Here is a 25,977-nt window from a genome sequence, read left to right as displayed (position 1 = left end):
TCTTATTCAAATTGCTGAAATGCTGTTTCTTGCTTGACTGACGCTTCTTTCATCCCGCGAATCGTTTGAATCACTTTCTGGTTGCGGTAGATGGATAGTTTTAAATTGGTCGCCGCTGTTCCATGAGAGTGATCAAGATGCGTGAATGTAAAGAAATGATGAGGGCGCTTGTCTTTGAACACAAGCCTGAAGTCTTCTGTCACTTTAAAATGCTCTTCACTTTCCCATTCAATCAAAGGTTCATACGCACTAAACCACGCCGGGATATTCGGAGTGTACCCTGTAGCCAATACGGCACGATCAGCTGTTATGCTCTTTTCTTTCTTTAGCTGCCACTGCTTTAGGTGCAGCTTCAGGGACTGATTCTCCTCCACCTGAATCGCTTCAAGCTCGGTCATTGGCTGAATCACCACAGATGGCTCTTCACCTGTAACAGACCGATGATACAATTCCTGATAAATACGCGAGAGCGTCGATGCATCTATACCATTTCTTAATCCAGTCAGCCTAGGCAATGTGTTCATTCGTTCTTCATAAGGAAGCGAATGGAAATATTCGACGTACTTCGGTGTAAATAGCTCCTGGCCAAGCTCTGCCGTCTCCAGCTCTCTAAATTCACTAGATCGCGTAAACCACGAAAGCTGCTGTCCTTTCTTTTGATGCTGAAGCAGGTCTAAGAAGATTTCGGCTGCACTCTGCCCAGAACCAATCACCGTCACCGACTCAGCTTCATGAAGTTCTTCCTGCTGGTCTAAATAACGGCTGCTATGTGTCACATATGGCAGTGCAGCATCAGGCACATCGACAGGAATCATCGGTTTGCTCCCTGTTCCAAGCACGACATGCTTTGCACGATACTCAGAAAGCGATCCATCCTTCAATCGCCGGACTTTCACAAGATAACCACCTTGGCAGTCCGTCACTTCCTCTACCTTCATCCCAAATTGACAGCTATCTAATTCACCTGCGACCCATGATAAATACTCATTGAATTCTCTTCGCGGAATGTCAAACTGTTCAAATGTATAGAACCGGTGAAGTCTATTTGATTCATGTAAATAATTTAAAAATGTATACCTGCTCCTTGGATTCGCCATCGTCACAAGATCAGCTAAAAAGGAGACTTGTAAATCCGTTCCTTTGATCAGCATACCAGGATGCCAGGCAAACTCGGACTCCTGTTCAAAAAAACAGCATGAAACATCTTCATACTCCTCTAACAAAGCCGCCAAACCTAAATTGGCGGGCCCAATCCCAATTCCGATCACATCAATCATATGTACACCTGCTTTAACTTTTTATCACTTATATACCCTTTTACAAATGAAAAAAACACTGCGTCACCGCAGTGTTTAAACGTGAGGAACAAATAATGACTCAAGAAATTCAATTTTCTCTTCGGTATAGTGTTCATAGCGGTCATTATACGATTTTGGATCTTTTGGATTGGCATACTGCGTAATTTTTCCTGAACGCGGATCAATGAATTTACTAGCAGCACCGCATCCAATCCCAATGATTGTCTGCACTTCTTCCATAATAATGATATTATACAAACTTTCCTGTCCATCCAGTGAATACCCGACATTTTCAAGGTTCCCTAAGATGTTTTTTTGTCTATATAAATAATAGGGATGATAGTCATGTGCTTTCGTCCAAGCGACCGCTTCATCCATCATACGTGTGATTTCTTCCCGGTCTGCTACTTGATATTTGTCCTTATTGCGCGTCATCTCAGAAGCTCTTTTAAAGGAGAGCGTATGCACAGTTAACGATTCAGGCTTAAGTTCTTCAGTCTGCTGCAAGGAATGCTGGAATTCCTTTAGCCCTTCTCCCGGCAAACCAATAATTAAGTCCATATTAATGTTATTCATGCCATACTGTCTTGATAAGTGATACTTTTCAATCGTTTCTTCTACACTATGGTGCCGGCCAATGGCTTTCAGTGTTTCATTCTCATACGATTGTGGATTGATGCTAATCCGGTCAATATGATATCGGTTTAGCACCTCTAGCTTATCAGGTGAAATCGTATCAGGACGTCCTGCTTCGACAGTCACTTCCCGTATATGTTTCACATCAGGGAACGAGCGATACATTTCTTCATACAGCAAATCCATTTCTTCCGCAGTGATACTCGTCGGCGTACCTCCGCCAAAATAAACAGTCGTCACTTTGATACCATGTTCTTTTAGCCAAGTACCGATTTTTTGCATCTCATAATGCAGACCAAACAAAAACGTTCCCACTCTTCCAGCTTGTCCTTTAATCGCATAAGCAGGAAACGTGCAATAAGCGCATTTGGTTGGGCAGAAAGGAATACCAATATAAATACTTACTTCCTGCTGAAGGTCATACAGGTCAGGAATCGCTTGAAGCTGACGGTCGACAATCTCCTGCATCAAATCGATTTTTTCATCATGAATCAAATAATCACGCTTTAATGCGGCATGCGCGTCTTCCTTTGTCATGCCTTCTCTCAGCATCTTATGGAGTAATTTTGTAGGACGTATCCCTGTGAGAATACCCCACTTTTGCGTCATTCCTGTGTACTCCTGAAGCAGATGTAAATAAACAGACAGCACTGTGTTTTTGATTTGCTTCCAGCGCTCCTTATCGTTCAAGCCCTCTGGGACGTCTCGCGAAAAACGACTAGTGATGTCTGATCCAGCGATGTGACCAGATGCTTCCACCGTTCCATTTTCTTCTTTCCAGCTAAACACCATGGTTAAGCCATCTTCTAATTCTCCTGTATCAAACAGCACTTCACTATCTTCTTCAAATAAATTGGCTATATTAACAAGCGGGCGATGAAATCGTTCATCTGACAGCCCTTTAATTAAAATTCGCATCGTATCACCTTTATCTTCAAACTTGTTTCATTTTACAAAATCTATGTAGGAAAAGCAATGACTGGAACAGTTGAAGGCCCTGCCATTTCTTGATTGACAGGGCCTTCGTCTATATTATCGTTTAATATCGAATTGATGTAAAAATCCTTCTCTTTGCTGCATTCTAAAGTATTCTTTGATCATATAAGCGACTCCCTGTTCATCGTGCGAACGTGTCACCCAATCGGCTTTACGCTTAACAGAATGAGGGGCATTTCCCATCGCAACGCCTAAGCCAGCCAATTCGAGCATTGGGATGTCATCTGTCCCCTGCCCAATGACCACCGTATCTTCTAAAGTCAAACCTAATGCTGAAGTCAAAAGAGAAAGCCCCGCTTCTTTCGATACGCCTTTGCATACGATATTCATTTTCTCATCACTGATCTGAATAAGATCGACAGATGGAAAAGCTTGTTGAATGGTTCGGTGAATTTCAGGCTGAAGCTCTGCGGCCGAATATACTTCAATCACTGGTGTACTGACCGGTTCATCCATCAGCATATCACTTAGCGATTCAACAAATTGCACAGGATAGAAAATTGGATCAGACGGATGAATCAAAGTCTTTCCCATCAGCTGTGACTGCGTTTTTTTCCGGTTGCCAATTGAGAATTTTTCATGCAGTAAGCGAACATTACAATCAAAGCTTTCAAGAATTTGCACAAGATTAAATGTTTTTTCTTCCGTTAGTTTCTTCACATGAAGCGGCTCATCGAGTTTATTCGCGATAAATGCACCACTATGCGTCACAAGGGTTGACGTTGGAATCTTCAACGCCTTGGCTATTTTTTGTGCGGAACGAAAATGCCGGTTGGTGACAAGCGTCACGTAAACCCCTTTTTTCTTCACGTATTCCACAGCTTCTTTTGTAGCGGAATGGATTTTTCCATTGGAACGAAGTAACGTTCCATCTATATTGAGTGCAAGTAGTTTTTTTGACACTGAGGCATCCCCCTTCTTGATGACTGTACTTACGATGAGGATATGCCCTAGCTTGGTGCTTTAGAACATGCAGTTAAAAGAGCCCTGTGTTATGAATCTTTTGCAAATAAAAAAAGCCTACCCCTAGGCTTTTTTTTATGTATGGTTTGGATGCGTCACAATGAGGTGATGAAGCTCCCCATGATCCCCTTATCTTTCACACACCAAAGCATTGCTTATATCAGATCCCCTTATGCTTTGCGTTTCTCCCAGAAGCGCTTCTCTCTCGTTTGGCTAATCGCCTTAAATCCCAAGTGAAACGCACCCAATTGTCCCATGAGAGCGCTCATTTGAAAGCACTTTCAATATAAGTATTATCGCAGAATTTATGAGCTTCGACAACCTTTTTTTGAAAAGTTGGACAGGGAACATGTGAAATAAAAAAAGGGCGAATATCATCGCCCTTTTCATTAATTTTCTTCTGGATTCCCATAAAGCTCTTCAAGAGGCTTCATGATCACTTTATTTAATTCTCCGATGAGAACACTCACACGTTGTTCTGCTTCCATCAACTGAGAGATTTTATCGTGCTGTTGAACAAGTGCCACTGTTTTTTGAGCTTGCTCCACTTCTTCTTGTGTGATCTCTTGACCAGTCATTTGTTTTTGTTGAAGGTTTACTTGAATGTCCCGGAAGTTCTCGAACATTCTTTTAGAGGACTCATCCGCGTTTACCTCATCATAAAGATTTTTTAAAGTTGAATATTCTTCGCTATGACGCAGAGCTTTTTCAAGGTCATATGCAACATCATAAACATTTACAGACATGTTATGTCTCCTTTCTATCCGTTATCACCGATATGATCGGCGGACACCACTCCACTATAACAAACTATGGCTTTCGTTTCACATATATACAATGAATTCATCAAAATTTCTCTAGCTTGTCTTAAAATAGCGTGACAAAGATTGCTTGAATTGCGCCGATTAATCCGCCTAAAAAACCGCCTAAAAACGTGATCATTTTAAGTTCATTGTTGGAAATGCTAATCACAAGCTCCTCCATTTTTTTAAGCGGAAAATGTTCAATCTGCTCACGAATGATATCTTCAAATTTGAGCTTTGCGAGCAGTCCCTCTAAAGCATTCGATGCTGCTTTAATCCCCTTGTCGACAAGCACTGGTGCAAAGTGTGTTTTGAGATCAAGCGCTACTGCACTGACATAATATCCAACTGGCTTGTCTAATATCAGCTTTGTAGAGAAGTGTGAAAGCAATTGCTTTTTCACACTATAAGCAAGCTCCTTCACATTCCATTTTTCATCTAGCTCCTGAAGAGAAAACTGCTTCACCTTGTCCCATTCTTGAACAAGCAAATCTGATAAAAATCTTTTTGTTTCTGCGTTTCTTAAAAATTTGATGATTTCAGGATGTACCCGATCAATTAAGCTTGAATTCCCTAGAAACATTTGAACCATACTGCCAAGCATGCCTCGTTCCTTTAAGAAATCATCAATCATATTGCCAAGTCTTGCTTTACCTTCCTCGCTTTCAAAATAATGAATCCCTCTCTTTAAAATATAATCTGCTGCATCTGGAATTTTTGAAGATATTTTGTTTTCCACATCTAGCGGAAGCAATTCAGATAAAGTTTGCTCATTATATTTTTCAAGCAGTGAATTGAGCTTTTGATCAGACCACTGATGGATCCATTCATCTGCTTTGACGTCAGCCTGTGATACGCCGAATCTTTCAAGCAAAGATAGCACTGTTATCTCCATTTCAGCGCCTTTGTCAATATATCGATGGACTGTATGCAAGATCTCCTGCTTTGCCTCCGATGATTCAAATCGCTTTTGAATTCCTTCTGGCGTGAGCAAATGCTCCATAACCATGACACCAACCTGCTTGGCTACTTCATCTCTTCTTTTAGGAATGAGCCCTGGTGTAAATGGAAGCTGTTTCCCAAATAAATAGTATGGCTTATAAGGCCGAAAAAGCATTTTAATTGCAAGATGGTTTGTCGCTGCTCCTATGACTGCGCCTATAACAATCATAAAGATAAACGTTGTGAATATATTCAAAGTCGTCATCTACCTTTCAAACAACACCCGATGTTTATTGGTTTAATCTATACGTATTATAGTTGTTGTCAAGTCCCCAAGCAAATGAAGCATGTTGCTAGACATATGATCAATCGATCTGTCGTAATGATAAAGGAGCGCAATCTTTATGTAAAATCATGAAAAAGTGTTTTTGTGCTGGTAAAAAAAGAAGTTGAAAAGAAGGTGTTTTTTAATGACATCAACATTAGGTATTGTGACCCTTTCTTCAAAGTATGAAGAGGCATTCACTCGTGGGTTAGCCAAAGCTGCCCCTTCTTATGGTTTAAAGGTTGTTCGTTTTACACCATTTGATTTAAAGCCGGCTTCAAATTTGATACAAGGTCAAACTTATACGAATGGTCAAGGATTTGCCGCAGCAGAATTTGAGATTCCTGACTTGATTTACGATCGATGCCTTTACAAGCATGACGCACAATCTAAAAAAGCAAAACCAATCATGGAATGGCTGAAAAAGTATCCGAAAACAGATTTTTTGAATACAGGTATTTCAAATAAAATGATGCTATTCGAGCAGCTCCGTCTCCTCCCTTCTTTACAGCCATATTTACCTGTCTGCTCATTATTAAAAGAGCCATCAGACCTTCTCAACATGGTAAGAAAAGACGGTTATTGTAAAATGCAGCCGCTCTCTCAACAGCATGCAGCATCTACTTACTTCATTTTCTTAAAAGACAACACTTTCACTGTTCAGCTAAGTCCCGAGCAAGTCATCACATTTTCGCGTCCATCAGATATAGAGCGCTGGTGTAAAAAGTACGTTGGCCGATATTTCCTTCAATTTTTTCAGACGAGTGATCAAAAAGACTTTTTATTCAATGAAATAAGGATTTTCCTTATGAAAGATTCACAAAATCAATGGAATCGCATAGGGATTCACACAAAATCACCTACAGAAAATAGTCATTTAAACATTACACAAAAATCAGCTCCCATGATAGGCTTTGATCACTATCTAAACACATTGCAGCCGCACATCAAAGAGCTTCTTTTAGATGATATTGCATCCATTCAAGCATCTCTCCCAGCATATATAGATAAAACCTTCTCCCCTTGCTTTGAATTCGCTGTAGACTTACTCCATACAAGTGAAGGTAGGCTTTTCATATCAAATATAAGATCAAAGCCAGGGCGATCCGTTTTTTTAAAAGCTTATCCTGACAAGGAAGATCAATTGATTCGTACCATTCTTGCACATGCTCAATCGATGGCGTCTCAACCGAAGGAGGTTTCTTATGAACAAAAATCGCTTCATCATCGCCCCTCATCTCACAAGTGAAAAAACAGTTCATCTTCCCGCCCATTTTAAACAGCAGGATGCGATCTATTCTCTTGCTTTAGGATCCCGTTTAGTAGATGACTTCACCGTTTCCTATCATCAACATCCAAATAAAATTTTATTATCAGAAAATCTATATAGAAATTTACTAATTCCTTATCAATCAAAAGCTGATGTGATCGCCGTTGATCATACACTGTTTATAGGGCCGCTGCTTGGCATTTTCACAGCAGGTTTTGGGCAAAGCGCGCAGCCACTAGGAACGAGATCAGACTTTTTAATCAAACTGCTGCACTCTTTCAGGCAGCATGCTGGATTTGCCTACCTTTTTGGTACACATTCTATTGATTGGGATAAAGGAATAGTAGAAGGATTGTTGCACCAACAGCAAACATGGGTTAAAAAACAGATGCCTCTGCCGTCAGTCATTTACGACCGTCTTCCAAATAGAAAGGCTGCTCAGTCGGCATTCATTCAAGAAACAAAGCGTAAACTCACACAAGACTATGATATTCCTTGGTTCAACCCTTATTTTTTTAATAAATGGGATATTCATGAACAACTGTTAACAGATGAAAAAACATGTCCTTTTCTTCCACATTCCATACAATTGGATCCGGTGGACGCTCTAAATAAAATAGAAACACTCCTCCATCTACATCAGGTCATATACTTAAAACCATCGAATGGAAGTCACGGCGACGGTATTTATCAATTAAAGAAGACGGCTCATGGAATCACTGTATGCTCAAATCACGGAAGCGCTGTTCCATATGACTCAATAGAGCATTTCGTGACCAAGCACCGGAAAGATCACGCAATTCAAGACTTTATGGCTCAACAAGGCATTGCACTTCTTCAAATAGACAATCAACCAATGGATTTCAGAGTTCATACGAATAAAAATAAGTACGGCCATTGGACAGTCACGGCAGCAGCAGCAAAAGTCTCTGGCAATCACACAGTAACGACTCACCATTTACATGGTGGCTTAGTAAAAACACTTTATGATGTTTTTCCAGAAAAGAAGAAGCGTTTGAAAACTTTAGAGCAGCTTTCTTATACTGCCATCACGCTTAGTCAGGTGATAGATGAAAAAATGTCCGGCCATATTGGTGAAATCGGTTTTGATTTAGGCATTGATCAGACAGGAGCTATCTGGATGTTTGAAGCCAATTCTCGCCCTGGCCGCGAGATTTTCCAGCAGGTTTCATTGCGAAACTCAGAAAGACTGATTGGGAAAAGAATCATGGATTATGCATCTTATCTTTCACAAACGACCTCAACAACTACAGACCACACGAACGTCTACTAACTGTTTTTCGTTTTAAATTGATGGTGTTATGAAATCTATGCTTTTCCTATGCTCTTTTCATCAGATGAGATACAATAAAATCAAGTTCAAGGTTGTTTCCGTATTGTCGTGTTTATTTATTGTTTCATCAATAAAAGCAAGGAGGCAATGATGATATGATTTCTCATTTTCAATGGAAACCTCTCTTTAAGAAAGCACAGTTGCCAGGCTGGAAAATATCCTTTTTTCACAATGGTGCGCACTACGAAGGCATCTACCACAAAACAGGTGATATTGAATGGGGCTCCCAGCTTCCACCTCATGAAGTCGAACCAACCTTAAAAGAAGAAATCCACGAATTAATGCTATTCCATGTCTATGATTAAACTGTTTAAGGAGCTTCGCCATGTTAGAAAAATTAAAGCTTGTTTACGGAGAGCATATCATCAGTTCACCTACAAATGACCATCAAATTCTTTGGTATCAAACAGACGAAGGCGAATTATTTGGAGTAGACAAATCAGAGCTTACAGCGAGAGAAACACTTCTTCTCAATACTTTCCTTACACCAATTGATCTTTCTCATACAAAGCAGACTGAGGATGAACAAAAATGGTACAGCTATCTTTTTGATAACAAACCACTAACTGTTCAGCACCCCGTCCGTGTATATTATTTTAAAATGTCCCATCAAGCAGAACAAAGGCAGCAAATAAAAGAGGCTGTGGTTCACAGCCTCGAACATGCTCATTTCATTTGGACAGGCGCTGATACAGCGATGCTGATTCAAACAAACGCTACATCCGAAAATAGTCAATTAGATCTGCTAAATGATTTGTCTCTAGCCATTACAAGTGACTTTTTAACAGACTCAGTCTTTTTACAAGGACAGCTCCATTTGCCAAATGGACATTTACAAAAGAAATTGTTAAATGAACAGAAACTTTTCTTGGACCATGTGCAGCGAGGCAAGCTTAGATCAGGGATTTCCACATTTTATCAATGTCTGCCATCACTCATGCGTTATGATGAATCCGCGCTCTCTCATGCTATTTCAGATGCTTTTAAAGAGGCGGTCCTTGATCGGGACGTTTACCGCACCCTCATGACCTATATGCAATGTAACTTAAATGCATCCAAGGCAGCAAAAGCTTTATATGTTCACAGAAACAGCCTTCAATATCGAATCGATAAATTTATTGAGCGCACAGGAATCGATATACGGCATTTTCCAGAAGCATCTGCTGTTTATTTTATGATGAATCTTCTCGACCTTTCATAACAATCAATGACATGAGCATCCTGCCCAAAAGTGAAAATGAGATGTTGTGCACGTTGTCCATTTACAGACGCTTCCCCATTTTATACACTTTATTTACAAGTAAAGCGTTTTCAATAAGAGGATGGGGAGGTTATCATCTATGGCTGAAATGATGCTCAATCAAATTTATAAAGTGTATGATAACAAGGTAACAGCAGTAGACAACTTTAATCTACATATAGAAGATAAAGAATTTATCGTGTTTGTTGGTCCATCTGGGTGCGGAAAATCAACAACCCTTCGCATGATTGCAGGACTTGAAGAGATTTCACAAGGGGATTTTCTGTTAGACGGAAAACGGATGAATGATGTAGCACCAAAAGACCGGGATATCGCAATGGTTTTCCAAAACTATGCTTTGTACCCTCACATGAATGTATACGATAATATGGCTTTTGGATTAAAGCTGCGGAAGTTCCCGAAAACAGAAATTGATGAGCGGGTTCGAAATGCTGCGAAAATATTGGGGCTTGAGCAATATTTAGACAGAAAACCAAAAGCTCTGTCTGGCGGTCAAAGACAACGTGTTGCACTTGGGAGAGCAATTGTGCGTGATGCAAAGGTCTTTCTTTTGGATGAGCCGCTTTCTAATTTAGATGCAAAACTTCGCGTTCAGATGCGTGCTGAAATATCTAAGCTTCATCAGCGTCTGCAAACGACATTTATCTATGTCACACATGATCAGACTGAAGCTATGACAATGGCTACTCGCCTTGTTGTGATGAAAGATGGCTTTATTCAGCAGGTTGGAGCGCCGAAGGATGTATATGAAAATCCAGAGAATGTATTTGTAGGTGGATTCATTGGCTCTCCTGCGATGAATTTTTTCACAGGAAAGCTCTCTGACGGTGCCATTGCAGTTGGAAAAACGCATATTCGTGTACCAGAAGGAAAGATGAAGATATTACGCAGCCAAGGTTATATCGGAAAAGATATCATCCTTGGTATCAGACCAGAAGATTTTCATGATGAACCCGTGTTTATAGAGGCATCTGAGGGCACAAAGATCGATGCCAACGTAGAAGTTGCTGAATTAATGGGAGCAGAAACGATGCTTTACTCTTCTCTCGATGGTCAATCGTTTATTGCTCGTGTTGATTCTCGTACCGATGTTCAGGCTGGACAGTCTATACCTCTTGCCATCGATATGAACAAAGCCCACTTCTTTGACTCGGATACGGAGCTCCGCATTCGCTCCGCTGAATAAAGAGATACATGCAGCACCATCACTCATGATTGAGTGATGGTTTTTTTGCATGTTGAACAACATTTACCATGTTCTTTTCTCGTATGTTTTTTTCAGAAATCACCATAATACTTAGTACAAAGCAAGTTACTGCATTGGGTTTCGCCAAGTGGCAAATGACTTGCTCATTTCGCTGGTGCGATTCCAGCAAACCCAACCAAAAACCAAATCATATACAAAAAGGAGATTCACATCATGGCAAATTCTAATAGTTCAAATCAATTACTAGTTCCTGGAGCAGAGCAAGCAATCGACCAAATGAAGTACGAAATCGCTTCTGAATTCGGTGTAAACCTTGGTGCAGAAACAACATCTCGCGCTAACGGATCAGTTGGTGGAGAAATCACTAAGCGTCTTGTATCTTACGCTCAACAACACATGGGTGGAACACAAGCTTAATTTCATATTTGGATCATAGAAGGCACCTCTCTTAAGGTGTCTTCTTTTTTTATTTTTATCCCTCACCAATCTCCTTTCCAGCTCATATCATGTAGTAGAAAGGAGCGGATCTTCATGGACATTATTTCCGGTATGAACTTTGAACTTCTACAATTTGTAGGGATCTCTCTATTATATGAATATGCTCATAGTATTCGGTCCTTTCACCTTTATAAAAAAAGCATCACATAAAAGTTGTACCATTTTGGGTTCTTTTCACTTATAGTATGTAGTGGAGGGATCGAACAGATGAAAATAGCTCTTTTCGGTGCTCATGGACGTGTAGGACAAGCATTTCTTCGTTTCGTTCAAGTAGATGATCGTTACATAGTTCGTTCATTGATTCGGACAAACCGAGAAGAAATGCTTGCGGGTATGTTTCAAGTCACCGGCAATTCAAGAAATCGAGAAGATGTGCTTGAGACGATCAAAGGAGCAGATATTGTTGTGAGCTGTCTATCAACAGATGGTGATGATACATTATCTGTTTCAATGGAGCATATCGTACAAGCCATGAAGCAATCAAATACTTCAAGAATTATTACAATTGGTACGGCAGGTATTTTAAAGGCAAGGCAGCAGCCGGAACTTTACCGTTTTGAAACAAATGAATCAAGGCGGACTACTTCCCGAGCAGCTAAAGAGCATGCCAAAGCGTTTGAAATCCTTCAATCGACTGATCTAGATTGGACCATTATTTGTCCAACCTATTTACCAGATGGAGATGTGACACGGTCATATCGCTATGAAAAAGATTTTCTCCCTATAGATGGAAAGAAAATTTCAGTTGAAGATACCGCACACTTTTTATATCAGCAGTTAAATTCGAAGGAATTTGTACATCAACGCGTCGGCATTGCCTACTGATGATGCAGCTCGTGTAAACGATATAACTAGTAAAGGTCGAGGTCAAAAACGAATCCTCGACTTTTTATGCAAATAAAAAGAGCCTCATTCAAAGTGAATAGGCTCTTTTTTGTTATTCATCAGCTGTTTGCAACAGCACCCTTTTGCAGTTCGTACATTTGCGCATACAGCCCTTCTTGCTGCATGAGTTGATCATGACTGCCTCGCTCGACAATTTCACCTTTTTCTAATACCAAAATCATATCGGCTTTTTTAATGGTGGATAATCGGTGAGCAATGACAAAAGTCGTTCGTCCTTCTTTGACGACATCAAGCGCCCGCTGAATGATCGCTTCTGTTTCTGTATCAATGTTTGCAGTGGCTTCATCTAAAATTAAGATCGCTGGATCGTACGCTAATGCACGGGCAAATGAGATTAACTGACGTTCCCCTGAGGAAAGAGTACTTCCCTTTTCAACGACTGGTTCATCAAATCCTTCTGGCAGGTGCTTCAATAACTCTACTGCGCCTACTTGCTTTAATGATGATTCAATCGTTTCTCTTTTAATGTCTTCATTTCCTAAACTGACATTGGATGCAATCGTTCCGGAAAATAAATACGGGTCTTGAAGCACAATGCCCATTTGTTTGCGCAACGTTTGGCGTGACTGGTGATAAATGCTTTCCCCATCTATGAGAATGTCTCCTTGCTGAATGTCATAAAAACGCAGCAGCAAGTTCATGATCGAGCTTTTCCCAGAACCGGTATGCCCCACAAGTGCAACCGTCTGGCCTTTTTTGGCCTCGAACGTAATGTTCTTTAATACATTATTTCCTTCATTATAAGCAAAGGTGACATCTTGGAACTGAACGTGTCCCTCCATTTTCTTTTGAACAGGTTCTTCCACTGTTGTTCCTGGCTCATCTAATAATCGGAAAACCCTTTCCGATGAAACCCTTGCTAATTCCAATCTCGAGAATTGGTTCACAATGCCTGTAATCGGCTGAAATAATCGATTTAAATAATCGACAAACGCATAGAGCACACCAATTGACACAATGCCCGTCGCACTTAAGGACGCACCGCCAAAATACCAAATGAGTGCCACATATGCTAAATTCCGAAGCAGGTTAACCAAGTTATGCGACAGAAGTGAATTTAAATGCAGCATCTTTCGCTGATATCGAAAGTGATTGTTGTTCAGCTCATCAAATTCCTCTTTCGTCACTTTTTCATGACGAAACGCTTGAATAATGGTCATCCCTTGAATGGCTTCATTTAGCTTGGCATTGATGTCACTAATGATCGAACGAATGCGGTGGTTGTACACTGATGCAAACTTTCTGTAGGTCATTGACCATAGGAAAATAATCGGTACCGCCACCAAACAAATGAGTGCCAGCTTCACATTTAATAAAAACATGGCAATATAAATTCCAATCATGTAAATAGCACTCGTCACGAAATTAGCGAGGACTGTCACATATAAATCACGAATGGTTTCTGTGTCATTGGTAATCCTCGCTACGACCTTTCCAGCCGGTAAATTATCAAAATACCGGATAGGCAGCGTTTGAATATGCTCAAATACATCAACCCTCATTTTTTGAATAATTCGATTGGCTATCCGCTGTAGCAGATAATGCTGCGCATACTGAAAGAAAATCGCAATGACGAGAAGCCCTAGATAAAATAGAACAAGCTGCACCAAACCACTGATTTCCGGCTCATAAAAAGAGAAAATTTCCTCTTTTGATAAACGCTGTACTTCATATGTCTCGCGCTCGTTCCCATTTTCAATGGTAAGCTGATCTCCGGATATCTTTCGGTTTCCATCAAAACGAATCGGCTCATTTACAAAATAGTAACCGAATCCGACTTGCACCACATTGATTTGTTTTCCGGATTTCATACCACTGTCTAATCGATCGCTTCGTATATAGTTATTTCCCTGGTAATAAACGGTTTTGACTGTTTTTTCATTGACTTCGACATACGGTTTTTCTACACCTAAAATATGATCATCAATCATTTTCTTCCCAATAAATGGTCCTGTCAGTTCAGCACCTACTGCAATGATGAGAAAGATCAAGGCAACAGACAGTACTTTCTTATAAAGGAGTGCGTAGGCAAGGAGTCTTCTTCCTGTTGTCATGCCTCATCCCCTCCTTCCAGCTGGTTTGTCAGCTGCTGACGCAAAAATTGTTCTTTGTACCACCCGTCTTGCTGAATGAGCTCTTCGTGGGTGCCCTTTTGGACTATGCATCCTTCTTCCATGACAAGTATGAGATCCGCATGCTCAACAGCTGATAGACGATGAGTCGTAATAAACGTCGTTTTCCCATGACGATTTTGCCTTAAATTTTCTAAAATAGCGGTTTCTGTTTTTGCATCTACCGCAGAAAGCGAGTCATCCAATATTAAAATGTCGGGGTCTATTAATAAAGCGCGTGCAATGGAAATTCGCTGCTTTTGTCCACCTGACAGTGCCACACCTTTTTCCCCCACCATGGTTTCGAGACCCTCTGGCAAAAGACGTAAATCTTTTTCAAAGTAAGCATCTTTGATCGCTTGTGCTAATTCATTTTGTTTTGCGTCCCGATGACCAAAGCGCATATTCTCTTCTACACTTTTTGAAAAAAGGATATGATCCTGCGGTACGTATCCGATCCATCGAAATAGCTGATCTAATTCGATCTCTTGGATTGGGACTCCTGATAGCAGGATTTGACCATCACCTGTTGGATACTGGCGCAGAAGCTGTTTTACGATAGTCGTTTTACCGCTTCCTGTTTTGCCTGTAATTCCGATTGTCTGCCCTTTTCGAACCGTAAAGGACACATCAATTAAATTATCTTTAGGGGAAGTTGGATACCTGAATGTCACGTGATCAAACTGAATATCGCCAGGCTCTTGTAACGTTTTTGGCTGAGAAGCGTCTGTGACATCCGGCTTGTAGCTGAGTGTATGATTCAACCGGTCTAACGACGCATTTCCCCTTTGCATAATATTAATCAATTCGCCTATCGCAAACATTGGCCAGATCATCATTCCAAGATAGACGTTAAATGCGACAAGCTCACCAACGGTTAAATCACTTTGGAACACAAGATAGGCTCCGTAGCCGATTCCAATTAAGTAGCTGACACCGACAAGTAATTTCACTGTCGGCTCAAACAATGAATCAATGATCGCCACTCTCATATTTTTTTGAAATACATCATCTGTCATTTGGCGAAAGCGTTCGACATCTTGTTTCTCCTGTACAAAAGACCGAATAACCCGGACACCTGCGACTGATTCAAGGACGCGATCGTTCATATCACCAAATGCATCTTGAGCAACTGTAAAGCGATCATGAATCTTGCTGCCATAATACGCAATCAAGAGCGCCATCAGCGGCATAGGGATGATCGCCATTAAGGTTAATTTCCAGCTAATCGTCAGCCCCATCGTAAAGAAGATCATCAGCATATAAGCAGTGGAATCAACCAATGTCAGAACGCCAAAACCTGTCGTTAAAGCCACAGCATTTAAATCGTTTGTACCTAATGCCATTAAATTACCGGTTTTTTTCTTTTCATAAAAGGTGGGTGTCATCTTAAGTAAGTGACGCATGAGCTTCCCGCGCATCACACGCTCCATGACATTTGCGCCGCCAAATAACTGATACATCCAAAAATATGTCAGCGTATAGACGACGACACCTAGCAAGCAAAAAATGGTTACATAAAACACAATACTGGATGTTGTAAATTGACCAGAACGAATGTCATCAACTGCCTGCCCAAGATATCTTGGCGGCAGCATTTCAAGCACATTCACAATGAGCAGAAGCGTAATGGCGATCGTATAACGCCTCCACTCTTGTTTGAAGAACCAGCCTAATTTCGCAAATACTGAAAACATGTTTGTCTCTCCTTTTAAAGCTAGCCGCTTTCTAGATTTTCCTGGCTGTCACCTTGTTTCGTTTTTTTGGTTTTTGTCATTTGTCTTGCTTTTGGCATGTTCACATGCTTTCACTCCTCTTCATTTACTTGTTGATCTCCATCCCTTTATTTCGAAATGCGAAATGAATACAACAAAAAAAGAGGCAACCAGCTGTCTGGTACGCCTCTTTTAGTCATGTAAAAAGGCGCATGTTGACAAATACGCAACATACGCCTTGATTCATCCGATCAATTGGAACATACGAGTCCCTTTTCAATGACCAATGAAGGTGTAATTGTCACGTGAATCAACCCATTCATGCAGTTTGATTTCATTCTTCCAATGTTGCACATGACATTTCCTCCTTTTGGCTCTTGAATCTTTTTTTATCTTATAGCGGCTGTCACCATTTTGTCAATAAATATTTTTCAATAAATGAAATTTTCTAACAAAAAGTTCACCGCCTTCATGTGTATCTTTTTCAGATAACGGGTATACCATGAGTGTAAAGACTCCTTTTGAAAGGAATGAGGACATTGTTTCAAGCTGATCGGATGGTCGTTGCGTTTGATGGACATGAAGACAGTAAGAAAGCATTAAAAAAGGCAATCGCTCTAGCCAAAACCTTGAATGCCAAGCTGACTGTTGCCTATGCACATGATGGCAAATCAAGCAGACAGGTGTTTGATGCACCACGCCCAATGACTGGCGGAGCTTATATCGGCGGCGGCATGGCAGACCTTCAAACACCCCCTGTGTATGTACCTCATGATGAACAGCAAAGTCCCTTGATTTTTGAAGATCATACAGAAGAGGTCGTTGCAGAAGCAAGAATGCTTTTAAATGAGGAGCAGTTTGAAGCTGCCATTGAAATTGTTGAGGGGGAACCAGCGGAAGCGATTATCGAATATGCTGAAGACATATCAGCAGACCTCATCGTCATGGGAGCACGTGACCAAAGCAGATTGAAAAAAATGCTCTTTGGCAGTGTAAGTGAAAAGTTATCATCAAAATCAGATATACCTGTGCTTATTGTAAAATAAAAGAATCACAAAAGGCTGTAAACATTGGTTTACAGCCTCTCTTTATTTATGAAGAAATAGATGCTTCACTTTCATGTTTAATTTTTTGCTGGAAGCCTTCCTGTACACGCTTTGTCAACTCTCCTGGAACGCCTTCCCCTACTGGCTGGCCATCAATTTCAACAATCGGAATGACTTCAGCCGTCGTCGAGCTGATGAAGATTTCCTGCGCGCGCAGCAGCTCTTCTTTACTTATACGAGTTTCTTCAACACTGCATCCCTCTTCTTCACATACCTCAAGAAGCTTTCTACGGGTAATACCGTTTAGAATAAGATTGTTTGCTGGATGTGTGCGAATCACGCCATCAATGAGGGCATATACATTCGAGGAGGTTCCCTCAGTCACAAAACCATCTCTAATGAGAATGGCTTCAAATGCACCAGCTTCAGATGCCTTCTGCTTTTCCATGACGTTATATAAGAGATTTAAGCTTTTAATATCACATCTTAACCAGCGAAGGTCCTCAGATAATATGGCCTTTGCACCAGCTGTCTGCTCATGAACAGGCTTTTTCACCTGGAACGTATATGCTGTGATTTGAGGAGTGAGAGAATCGCCATATTGATGTTTACGAGGTGCGACGCCCCGCGTGACTTGAATATACACACCTCCATCTGTTAATTGGTTGTGGGCGACGAGCTGTTTTAACTTTTCTTCCATATCTGATACTGCCCCTTGAAGATGAATGCCGATTTCTTTTGCACTCTTGAACAGACGCTCTGTATGCTCTTTTAATGTAAACAAAGTCCCATTGTATACACGGATGACCTCATAGACGCCGTCACCAAATTGATAGCCTCTGTCTTCAATATCAACATGTGCATCCTTTTTTTCAATGAAATCGCCATTATACAATACTTTCATACGGAATCTCCCCTTCGCTTCGCATTAATGGTTGAGTCTGATGCTATCTTAGCGGATAAATGAGTACGTTTCAATGATTATTCAGAATTATTTCACATCATGATAAATGGTCAACTTTCTATTGTAACAAACATAGACTCATAACCAAAAAGATTCCAATTTTTTAGCATCTTCTATATTCATAGGCTCTTTTTTCCTGTATACTTAATCCATATGAGCACGACAAAAAACAGCGAAAAAAGACAGAATCTACTACATGATTCGACACAAATTTTTGATTTATTGGAGCGATTGTAATGCAACGGGTTACGAAAAAACAGACACCTTCAAACACGATGCTGCTCTCAAAAGCGATTGGTTTAGTGATTCTGTCACTGATCCTCTTTTTTATATGGGATATATCTAAAACCAATATGCAGGCAGCAGATCAGCCGGCTAAAATGTCTGCGAGCAGTCAATTCCGAAACACAAGCACAAGTCTGAAAGCAAAAGATGATTCTACGAAAACATTAGATGCACATTTTAAGATCAACCCAAACAAACATGTAACGGATCAAACGATCTTTTTAACCTTTGATGATGGTCCGTCAGCGACATCAAATCAGCTTTTAGATGTGCTCAAAGCGCATCAAGTAAAGGCCACATTCTTTATGCTTGGGCCGCAGATTAAGGAACACCCGGCAGCTGTGAAAAGACTTCATCAAGAAGGTCATCAGTTAGGGCTTCATGGTATCACACATGATGTGAAACGCTTTTATCAAAAAAGTGATTCTCCCGTCAATGAGATGAAGGAAGATCAGCGCATTTTGGCTTCTGTCACAGGTGAGTATACACATCTTGTGAGAACACCTTATGGCAGCGCCCCAAATTTAACGGATCAGCAAAAGGCACGTTTAAAACAAAAAGGCTTTGTATACTGGGATTGGACAATTGACAGTCTTGACTGGAAATATAAAAGCTCAAAATATGTACCAGAGGTATTAAATCAGCTGCAAGTGCTTGAGACAAAACATCCAAAAGAACCAAAAATCATCTTAATGCACGATCAGCCAGCGACAGCAAAATACTTAAACAGTTTAATCACACAGCTAAAAGCGAAGGGCTATACATTTGAAGTCCTTGATGAATCGATGAAGCCGCTGCAACAATAAAGAAAGACCCCGCACCTTTTTTGGATGCGGGGTCTTTGATGATTTATAAAGCTTTCACGAGATCGCCAATTCGCTCATGAAAGACAAGATCAAACAGTGGATCGTATTCTGTTTCACTCAAATTCATCATCACCTTGAAGATGGAAGGATTTTGAGCGGCATCTTCTGGAATATATCTTGCTGGCGCCACTTCTAGGGAAGTCCCCATGACGAGCAGAAGGTCCGCTCGCTGAAGTGATTTCTCTACTTGATCAAAATGTTTAACCCTGTCTCCAAAAAGGACAACATCTGTTTTCAGCACACGCCCACATGTCCGTCCGTCTGAGGAAACCTTTAGACATACAGGCACTTCTTCTTGTAATAAATAAGGCAGTTCATATGTCGCTTGGCACGATGGGCAAGTAGCTGTTTGAATGGAGCCGTGGAGTTCATATACATGCTGGCTTCCTGCTTTTTTATGCAGGCCATCAATATTTTGGGTGAAAATATCCACATGTTTTCCTTGTTTCTCAAGGCTGGCTAAAAAGGTATGTCCACTATTGGGCTCGTACTCTCCGCTCATTTTCATCTGAAACAATTCCTTGAATTTCGGCCAGAAATGCTGAGGGTGTGATAAAAAGTAGGACCGGCTCATCGCCTTCATGCGGGCGGTGTCTTCAGTCCATAAGCCGCCCGTTGATCTAAAATCGGGGATACCCGATTCTGTGCTCATACCCGCACCTGAAAGTACCATAATATGTGAAGCCTGCATTAATTTCTCTCTTAGCGCTGCCACCTTTGTTTGATCCACTCACCATTCCTCCTTTATTCACCCAGCTGTTTTTCGCCTTTTTGTTTCATATAAATGGTCTGTCCAGGGAAGGCAAATTCTACACCTTCTTGATGGAAGATATCCATGATACGGTAGTTAATGTCCTGTTTAATATCAAGGTTTTCAGCCCAGGCCGTCGTGTTTGTGTAAAAGTTGAAAAATAAATTCAAATAACTGTCCGCCAGTACATCGAGATTTACCATGATCGTCTCCTTGTGCACCCCATCATGTTCATAAAGCATTTGTTTGAGACGTTTGATGCATCGGTCAAGATTTTCCTTTGGTGTATTATAGGATACACGTACGGAAAACGTAATTTGGCGTTTATTCATTCTCGTCCAGTTCGTGATAGGTTCCTTTGAAAGCGTAGAATTCGGAACTGTCACGACAGCTTCAGCAGGTGTTCTAAACTTTGTACTTCGAAATGTAATGTCCTCGACAGTCCCAAGAACACTAGGCGTCTCCACAAAGTCGCCCATTGTAAAAGGCTTCTCTGTAATGATGACGATTCCTCCAAAAAAGTTCGCCACCGTATCCTGTGCAGCAAGCGCAAAGGCTAGACCACCTAGACCAAGACCTGCCACAAGTCCATTTACATCATAATTAAATTCTTGTGCAATGACACTAATACTTAGTGCAATGATAATGAAGCGAAGTACCTTTGATAAAAACGGCGCTAAAATATCATCCATTTCCAATTCAAATTTAGAATTTACTTTTTGAAATAAGAAAGAAGAAGCTGCGGTTAAATTACAAAGCCCCCATGTCAGCATCAATATAATGGAGGATCTATATAATTTGACGATGACATCCATATGATGCTCAAAGTATGGTGCCTGTCTTAACGCAAAATATAACCCAAGTGCGACAAAAAACAGTCTGGCTGGCTTTTCGAAAGCCACAACAATTTGGTTAATGACCTCCGTTTTAGACCGATTGGTCAGCCTAAAGAGAAGATGAAATAAGTACTTCGTAAATACTTTCCGAAGCAATAAAAAAAGCAATAAAATACAAAGGCTAATACCGATTTGGATCGCAACATCTACTGTAAAATATGTATCCATCCATTTTTGTGTAAACATGTTTGTCTCTCTCCTTTAAAACAATCCTCTCTAGTTTATAATATAACCTTCGTTTATGTCCTCTCATAAATGTCTGACCTCTATATAAAAAGCCTCGGGACCAGTCCCGAGGCATGATGTTCAATTATGAAATTTTGGCTAGAGACATATCGACGGGCAGCAAACTACTTTTTCTTCTGAGCCTGATCAAGGAGAGTCGCTTTAAACATTTCAGCATCCGTTTCGGCCTTAATACGTTCTTCCACTCTAATTCTCCCTTTACCCAATCATCTCGCCTCCTTTTCATCATTATAAAACATCAGAATTTTCAGTCAACATGACGAAAGCACTAATATTTTGGCGAACGCTGACGATTTGGACAAAATTGATCGAAGAAAAATTGATGTACTTCAGATTTACTCAATCATGGCTTGGGATATTCCTGCAACTTTTCACATTTGAAGCATCATACTTTCTTGGCAATGCGATTCACCATTACATACAGCTCTTCTTCCCTCCATATAGTAAAGAAGGAAAAACGGTAAAGCATTTGATATGATAAGACCAGAACTTATGTCAGGGAGCTGGAGCATGTGTATATTATTGCGCATAGAGGATCATCAAGCGCTGCCCCAGAAAATACAATTGCCGCGTTTGATTTAGCTGTTCAGCAGGGTGCAGATTATATTGAATTAGATGTACAGCTCACATTGGATCAGCACGTAGTCGTGATCCATGATGATACAGTTGACCGAACGACGAACGGAAACGGTTTAGTCAAAAGCTATACACTTGATCAGCTGAAAAAACTTGACGCAGGAAGCTGGTTTGACCAGCAGTACACGAATGAACGAATTCCAACATTACAAGAAGTTCTTGAGAGATACAGCCAGCGGATCGGGATATTGATCGAGATCAAACACCCAAAACGGCAGATAGGAATTGAAAAGGCAGTTGTCGACATCATCAATCGGTTTGCCTATTCTCGTCATATCATGATTCAATCTTTTGATGATCATGCACTTCAAAGAATCAAAGCTTTCGCCCCTTCTCTTCGAACAGCTTTGATTATAAAGCCTACTGCATTTAAACTGGCGAAAAGAAAGTTAACTGCATACAGCTCGTTTGCTGATTGTCTTAATATGAAGAAAACGATGATCAACAGATGGTGGATAGACCGCATCCACTCATTCGGGATGGATGTGTTTATATGGACTGTGAAAGACCAAAAAACAGCCGATCGGATCAAAAAATATCCCGTTGATGGAGTGGTGACGGATCACCCGCCATTTTTTCTAAAGGAGAAATGATGTAAATGAAAGCGTATCTTGCTGTATTTATAGGCGGACTGCTTGGGACACTTTGCAGATATGAACTAAGCCAATCGATTGTCAGCCAAACATTCCCTTATGCAACGCTAATCGAAAACGTAACAGGCAGTCTGCTTCTTGGTTTTTCAACAGGATATTTTATGTTCCAGAAGGGAAAAAAATATCTTGCCGCTTTGATCGGAACAGGATTTTGCGGAGGTTTTACGACAATGTCCACTTTTTCTAAAGAAACGGTTCTTTTATTACAGACTGGGCAATTCACCTCAAGTGTGATCTACATCCTGCTCTCAGTCATTGCCGGAGTAGCCGCTGCCTTATGTGGACTGATGATGGCTCAGCGGCTCTTTCATCAAAATAAGCAGCAGAGAGGAGGCAGATAAATGATCGTTTTATATACAGCTGTTGCCGGCGGGATTGGCAGCGCCCTTCGTTTTTTCATTAGCCAATTAATACAGAAAACCAAGTCTCATGCTCGTTTCCCGTATAGTATTATTCTCATCAACTTATTAGGTGCTGCCGGTTTAGGTATACTGACAGGTGCCGTGACTGCCAATCATCCGCTGCTTATGATCATTGGAACAGGTTTTTTCGGTGGCTTTACAACATTCTCTACGTTTAGTGTAGAGTCTGCGACCATGCTGCAACAGCGGCAAATCGGAAAACTTGCTGTCTACTTATTGATGACGATCATCGGGTCTTTCTGTCTCTTTGCTGCGTTCTATCAAATAGGACATCACCTTTTTTAAATATTGGTAATGGCGGCTAAGCTGATGAGCAGTTGATCCATGAGCTGGCGCTTCATTAAAAAGAGTGTTTTTTCACTGTAGCCGATTTCCATCGCACATTTGGCCATCCGCCAATCTCGAAAATATTTGTAATCGATGAGCTGCTGCTCTATTTCATCCAGCTCTTTTAATGCTGTTTCAATACATGCAACGATGAGTTCATACTGATTTTTTTGCTCTTCTAACTTCTTCCGTGTCATGTGATCCAGATGATGCGGACTTCTTTTTTCAAGCTGTCTTTCGATATTTAAAATCGCTGCCTGGTAATTTTTGAAATTCTTTAAATGGAACTCAATTCGTTTCATTGAGATTTTTTTCTCTGTGATACTTGCTGTTTCATACCAAAGCATGTCCATCCCCCCTCTATAGAACGTTTGTTCTTATTATAACCCGAACGCACATTCGTAAAAAGAGACTAAATACCTAAAAAAACCTTGAGCTTATTTTTCGCTCAAGGTCATTTCATTTACTAACAGCGGCTCTTTTATATCAAGCCCAGTGCGTGCATTTCCTTTTTCTGATGATGTGACGCCTTTCTTCAGGTCGATCTTTTTCACATAGCGTCCATCCATCTCCAAGACCTTCATCCGAATATCATCAAGATAAATGGATTGTCCTTCTCGGATATCAATATTCTCTTTTAAGATTAACCCGCCTATTGTATCAATTTCTTCATCATGATATGACATTTCGATCAAATCTTGCACTTCATCTAATCTTACTTTGCCATCTAAAACATAATGATGATCGGCTCTTTTTTGAATAACCGGCTGCTCATCTTCATCGAATTCATCTCGAATATCTCCAACAATCTCTTCTAAAATATCTTCTGTTGTGACAAGTCCAGACGTTCCGCCATATTCGTCGGTTAAAATCGCCAAATGCATTCTATCGCGCTGCATCTTGACGAGAAGCTCCTGAATAGGAATCGTGTCAATGACCTCAATCACTGGATATATATAATCTTGAATCTTCAGTTGATCTTTTTCTCCTTGATACACAAGATCTGCAAAGAGCTGCTTTTTGTTCAGCATGCCGATGACATGGTCTTTATCCCCTGAAAACACGGGAAAGCGTGTATACTTTTCCTGCGTCATGATGGAGAGGATATCATCTAGCGGCATATCTTCTGGAATTGCACAAATTTCTCTCCGCGGTACCATGATCTCTCTGGCAATTCGATTATCAAAGTCGAAAATCTTGTTCATATAATTATATTCTGATGGGTTGATTTCCCCATTTTTTAAGCTCTCAGATAATAAAATCTTCAATTCCTCTTCAGAATGGGAATGTTCTTTTTCAGACCCCATATCGATGCCCATCATTTTGGTTAGAACACGGGCTGACCCGTTTAACACATAAATGAAAGGGAACATCAGGATATAAAATGCATGCAGCGGGCCTGACAGCCAGAGCGTCATTTTTTCCGCCTTTTGAATCGCAAGCGTTTTTGGTGCAAGCTCACCGACAACTACATGCAAAAAGGTAATAATAGAGAACGCAAGTGTTGCTGAGATCAGGCTGATTGCTGAATCAGGAATGTTTGTCAAACCGAAACCTCGAACCAAAAGTTCTTTTACAGCCGGCTTACCAATCCACCCTAAACCAAGGGATGTCACTGTAATACCGAGCTGACAGGCTGACAAATATTCATCTAGCCTTGATGTCACCTTTTTCGCCACGATGGCCTTTTTGGACCCTTCGGCAACAAGTTGATTAATTCTTGAACTTCTCACCTTTACTATGGCAAATTCAGATGCAACAAAGAAAGCTGTTAAAGCAATCAAAACACCGACTATACTCAGATTAACAATATCGTCCATTTAACCTTGCTCTTTCTTAGAAGAACAAGGAGTCACCTCCTGATTGATGATGTTATATTTTGCAAAACGGTTAACTGATTAAATAAGACTACATTGAGGGCCCCACTTAACCACCTCCGGTTCACGTATAAATCCGCTTCTCTACATATATATGAAACGGTATTCATTTTATCTTACCATAAATAATCTGAAAATTCCTGTATCACTATGTTAAATTTGACAGGACAATCTAGACTGAGAAATCCCTCTCTAATGTTCATATCGGCAGGAAATATGAACAATTAACTTGTATTTCAGACTCGAATTATATTAAACTATTTTCATAAACTATAACGTGACGGTTAGGAGGAGATGTTCAGATGGGGCTGAGAAAAAGTATCGTATTGGTGAACTAGCACAGATTGCACAGGTGACGAAACGAACTGTAGATTATTATACAAATCTAGGTTTGCTTGCGCCTGTTAGATCTTGCTCAAATTATCGTTATTACGATGAACATGCTTTAAAACGATTACAATTAATCGTTCTTTGCAAACAGCAGAGATTGGCTCTTTCTGACATCAAATCCAGATTAGATGAACAATTCCCTTCTCAAAAGGAAGATCCTGATGAACTTGTCCATTTAACCTCTGATATCGATCGGATGAACGAGCATATGGACCGCATTTTGGTACGTTGTAAGCAGCTTCAGCCAGAACAACGAGAAAAATTAAAAGAGCAGCTTACACCTGAAAAGATGACGGCTGTCCAATCATTTTTACTGCTGTTAAGTTAAAATTT

General features: G+C 40.5%; 26 protein-coding genes. 13 read left to right on the top strand and 13 right to left on the bottom strand.

Annotated elements, in window-relative coordinates:
• Nucleotides 1–2: 2 nt before the first annotated feature.
• From GKC25_RS04670 to GKC25_RS04650, 5 genes are all read right to left on the bottom strand, one after another.
• Entirely contained in the window at nucleotides 3–1,277 is a 1,275-nt protein-coding gene (locus GKC25_RS04670; protein WP_095284967.1) for a lysine N(6)-hydroxylase/L-ornithine N(5)-oxygenase family protein, read from the bottom strand.
• 75 nt (nucleotides 1,278–1,352) lie between these two features.
• Nucleotides 1,353–2,852 (bottom strand): coproporphyrinogen III oxidase, encoded by a 1,500-nt coding sequence (locus tag GKC25_RS04665; protein ID WP_034663621.1) that lies wholly within the window; start codon nucleotides 2,850–2,852, stop codon nucleotides 1,353–1,355.
• A 114-nt stretch (nucleotides 2,853–2,966) separates the two neighbouring features.
• A complete protein-coding gene (locus GKC25_RS04660; RefSeq protein ID WP_034663623.1) occupies nucleotides 2,967–3,833 on the bottom strand; it encodes a Cof-type HAD-IIB family hydrolase in 867 nt (288 codons plus the stop codon).
• Nucleotides 3,834–4,282: 449 nt separating this feature from the next.
• Complete coding sequence (locus GKC25_RS04655) at nucleotides 4,283–4,639, bottom strand: YlbF family regulator (protein ID WP_012009440.1); 357 nt, start codon at nucleotides 4,637–4,639, stop codon at nucleotides 4,283–4,285.
• 121 nt (nucleotides 4,640–4,760) lie between these two features.
• On the bottom strand, nucleotides 4,761–5,894 hold the full coding sequence (locus GKC25_RS04650) for a DUF445 domain-containing protein (RefSeq protein WP_106041453.1): 1,134 nt from the start codon (nucleotides 5,892–5,894) through the stop codon (nucleotides 4,761–4,763).
• Between the two features lie 214 nt (nucleotides 5,895–6,108).
• Here GKC25_RS04650 and GKC25_RS04645 point away from each other — a divergent pair, with 214 nt between their 5' ends.
• From GKC25_RS04645 to GKC25_RS04615, 7 genes are all read left to right on the top strand, one after another.
• Complete coding sequence (locus tag GKC25_RS04645) at nucleotides 6,109–7,212, top strand: YheC/YheD family protein (RefSeq protein WP_034663628.1); 1,104 nt, start codon at nucleotides 6,109–6,111, stop codon at nucleotides 7,210–7,212.
• The gene (locus GKC25_RS04640) at nucleotides 7,169–8,527 is read left to right on the top strand and encodes a YheC/YheD family protein (RefSeq protein WP_187704428.1); all 1,359 of its coding nucleotides are present in this window, start codon (nucleotides 7,169–7,171) and stop codon (nucleotides 8,525–8,527) included. The genes GKC25_RS04645 and GKC25_RS04640 overlap by 44 nt, the downstream gene beginning before the upstream one ends.
• Nucleotides 8,528–8,682: 155 nt before the next feature.
• Nucleotides 8,683–8,892: a YheE family protein gene (locus GKC25_RS04635; protein ID WP_003211787.1), complete on the top strand. Its 210-nt coding sequence runs from the start codon at nucleotides 8,683–8,685 to the stop codon at nucleotides 8,890–8,892.
• A gap of 20 nt (nucleotides 8,893–8,912) precedes the next feature.
• Nucleotides 8,913–9,788, top strand: a complete 876-nt coding sequence (locus GKC25_RS04630) for a helix-turn-helix domain-containing protein (protein WP_095284962.1) — start codon at nucleotides 8,913–8,915, stop codon at nucleotides 9,786–9,788.
• A 139-nt stretch (nucleotides 9,789–9,927) separates the two neighbouring features.
• Complete coding sequence (locus tag GKC25_RS04625; protein WP_187704427.1) at nucleotides 9,928–11,034, top strand: ABC transporter ATP-binding protein; 1,107 nt, start codon at nucleotides 9,928–9,930, stop codon at nucleotides 11,032–11,034.
• 234 nt (nucleotides 11,035–11,268) lie between these two features.
• Nucleotides 11,269–11,472 carry an alpha/beta-type small acid-soluble spore protein gene (locus GKC25_RS04620; RefSeq protein WP_034663637.1) on the top strand — a complete coding sequence of 68 codons (204 nt, stop codon included), beginning with the start codon at nucleotides 11,269–11,271 and terminating at the stop codon, nucleotides 11,470–11,472.
• A gap of 288 nt (nucleotides 11,473–11,760) precedes the next feature.
• Nucleotides 11,761–12,378: an NAD(P)-dependent oxidoreductase gene (locus tag GKC25_RS04615; protein WP_034663640.1), complete on the top strand. Its 618-nt coding sequence runs from the start codon at nucleotides 11,761–11,763 to the stop codon at nucleotides 12,376–12,378.
• A 119-nt stretch (nucleotides 12,379–12,497) separates the two neighbouring features.
• Here GKC25_RS04615 and GKC25_RS04610 read toward each other — a convergent pair whose 3' ends face one another.
• On the bottom strand, nucleotides 12,498–14,513 hold the full coding sequence (locus GKC25_RS04610; RefSeq protein ID WP_342689918.1) for an ABC transporter ATP-binding protein: 2,016 nt from the start codon (nucleotides 14,511–14,513) through the stop codon (nucleotides 12,498–12,500).
• Entirely contained in the window at nucleotides 14,510–16,267 is a 1,758-nt protein-coding gene (locus GKC25_RS04605; RefSeq protein ID WP_187704426.1) for an ABC transporter ATP-binding protein, read from the bottom strand. The genes GKC25_RS04610 and GKC25_RS04605 overlap by 4 nt, the downstream gene beginning before the upstream one ends.
• A gap of 557 nt (nucleotides 16,268–16,824) precedes the next feature.
• Here GKC25_RS04605 and GKC25_RS04600 point away from each other — a divergent pair.
• Nucleotides 16,825–17,331 carry a universal stress protein gene (locus GKC25_RS04600; RefSeq protein WP_003210990.1) on the top strand — a complete coding sequence of 169 codons (507 nt, stop codon included), beginning with the start codon at nucleotides 16,825–16,827 and terminating at the stop codon, nucleotides 17,329–17,331.
• Between the two features lie 46 nt (nucleotides 17,332–17,377).
• On the opposite strand, the gene dat is transcribed toward GKC25_RS04600, so the two are convergent.
• Nucleotides 17,378–18,235 carry a D-amino-acid transaminase gene (gene dat, locus GKC25_RS04595; RefSeq protein WP_187704425.1) on the bottom strand — a complete coding sequence of 286 codons (858 nt, stop codon included), beginning with the start codon at nucleotides 18,233–18,235 and terminating at the stop codon, nucleotides 17,378–17,380.
• Nucleotides 18,236–18,531: 296 nt separating this feature from the next.
• Here dat and GKC25_RS04590 point away from each other — a divergent pair, with 296 nt between their 5' ends.
• Complete coding sequence (locus GKC25_RS04590; RefSeq protein ID WP_034663654.1) at nucleotides 18,532–19,386, top strand: polysaccharide deacetylase family protein; 855 nt, start codon at nucleotides 18,532–18,534, stop codon at nucleotides 19,384–19,386.
• A 43-nt stretch (nucleotides 19,387–19,429) separates the two neighbouring features.
• Here GKC25_RS04590 and GKC25_RS04585 read toward each other — a convergent pair whose 3' ends face one another.
• From GKC25_RS04585 to GKC25_RS04575, 3 genes are all read right to left on the bottom strand, one after another.
• A complete protein-coding gene (locus GKC25_RS04585; RefSeq protein WP_376745178.1) occupies nucleotides 19,430–20,161 on the bottom strand; it encodes an NAD-dependent protein deacylase in 732 nt (243 codons plus the stop codon).
• A 29-nt stretch (nucleotides 20,162–20,190) separates the two neighbouring features.
• Nucleotides 20,191–21,279, bottom strand: coding sequence for a mechanosensitive ion channel family protein (locus GKC25_RS04580; RefSeq protein ID WP_034663662.1), 1,089 nt, complete (start codon nucleotides 21,277–21,279; stop codon nucleotides 20,191–20,193).
• Nucleotides 21,280–21,443: 164 nt separating this feature from the next.
• Complete coding sequence (locus GKC25_RS04575) at nucleotides 21,444–21,545, bottom strand: YhdX family protein (RefSeq protein WP_017360338.1); 102 nt, start codon at nucleotides 21,543–21,545, stop codon at nucleotides 21,444–21,446.
• Nucleotides 21,546–21,851: 306 nt separating this feature from the next.
• Between GKC25_RS04575 and GKC25_RS04570 the strand changes: the two genes are divergently transcribed.
• Genes GKC25_RS04570 through crcB (GKC25_RS04560) form a run of 3 tightly spaced genes read left to right on the top strand, consistent with a single transcriptional unit; the run spans nucleotide 21,852 to nucleotide 23,335 of the window.
• Nucleotides 21,852–22,568, top strand: coding sequence for a glycerophosphodiester phosphodiesterase (locus GKC25_RS04570; protein WP_034663667.1), 717 nt, complete (start codon nucleotides 21,852–21,854; stop codon nucleotides 22,566–22,568).
• 5 nt (nucleotides 22,569–22,573) lie between these two features.
• Entirely contained in the window at nucleotides 22,574–22,969 is a 396-nt protein-coding gene (crcB, locus tag GKC25_RS04565) for a fluoride efflux transporter CrcB (RefSeq protein WP_034663670.1), read from the top strand.
• Nucleotides 22,970–23,335: a fluoride efflux transporter CrcB gene (gene crcB / locus GKC25_RS04560; RefSeq protein WP_187704424.1), complete on the top strand. Its 366-nt coding sequence runs from the start codon at nucleotides 22,970–22,972 to the stop codon at nucleotides 23,333–23,335. It abuts the gene before it with no gap.
• Here crcB (GKC25_RS04560) and GKC25_RS04555 read toward each other — a convergent pair.
• Together GKC25_RS04555 and GKC25_RS04550 are read right to left on the bottom strand one after the other, a co-directional pair.
• A complete protein-coding gene (locus GKC25_RS04555; RefSeq protein WP_034663677.1) occupies nucleotides 23,332–23,724 on the bottom strand; it encodes a hypothetical protein in 393 nt (130 codons plus the stop codon). The two genes, crcB (GKC25_RS04560) and GKC25_RS04555, sit on opposite strands and share 4 nt — an antisense overlap.
• Nucleotides 23,725–23,814: 90 nt before the next feature.
• Entirely contained in the window at nucleotides 23,815–25,197 is a 1,383-nt protein-coding gene (locus GKC25_RS04550; RefSeq protein ID WP_034663680.1) for a hemolysin family protein, read from the bottom strand.
• A 334-nt stretch (nucleotides 25,198–25,531) separates the two neighbouring features.
• Here GKC25_RS04550 and GKC25_RS04545 point away from each other — a divergent pair, with 334 nt between their 5' ends.
• Complete coding sequence (locus GKC25_RS04545; RefSeq protein ID WP_034620022.1) at nucleotides 25,532–25,972, top strand: MerR family transcriptional regulator; 441 nt, start codon at nucleotides 25,532–25,534, stop codon at nucleotides 25,970–25,972.
• Nucleotides 25,973–25,977 lie beyond the last annotated feature (5 nt).

Source organism: Bacillus pumilus, from assembly GCF_038738535.1.
Taxonomy (GTDB): domain Bacteria; phylum Bacillota; class Bacilli; order Bacillales; family Bacillaceae; genus Bacillus.
The sequence above is the reverse complement of the archived record's forward strand: the minus strand, read 5'-3'. Positions and strand labels throughout refer to the sequence as shown.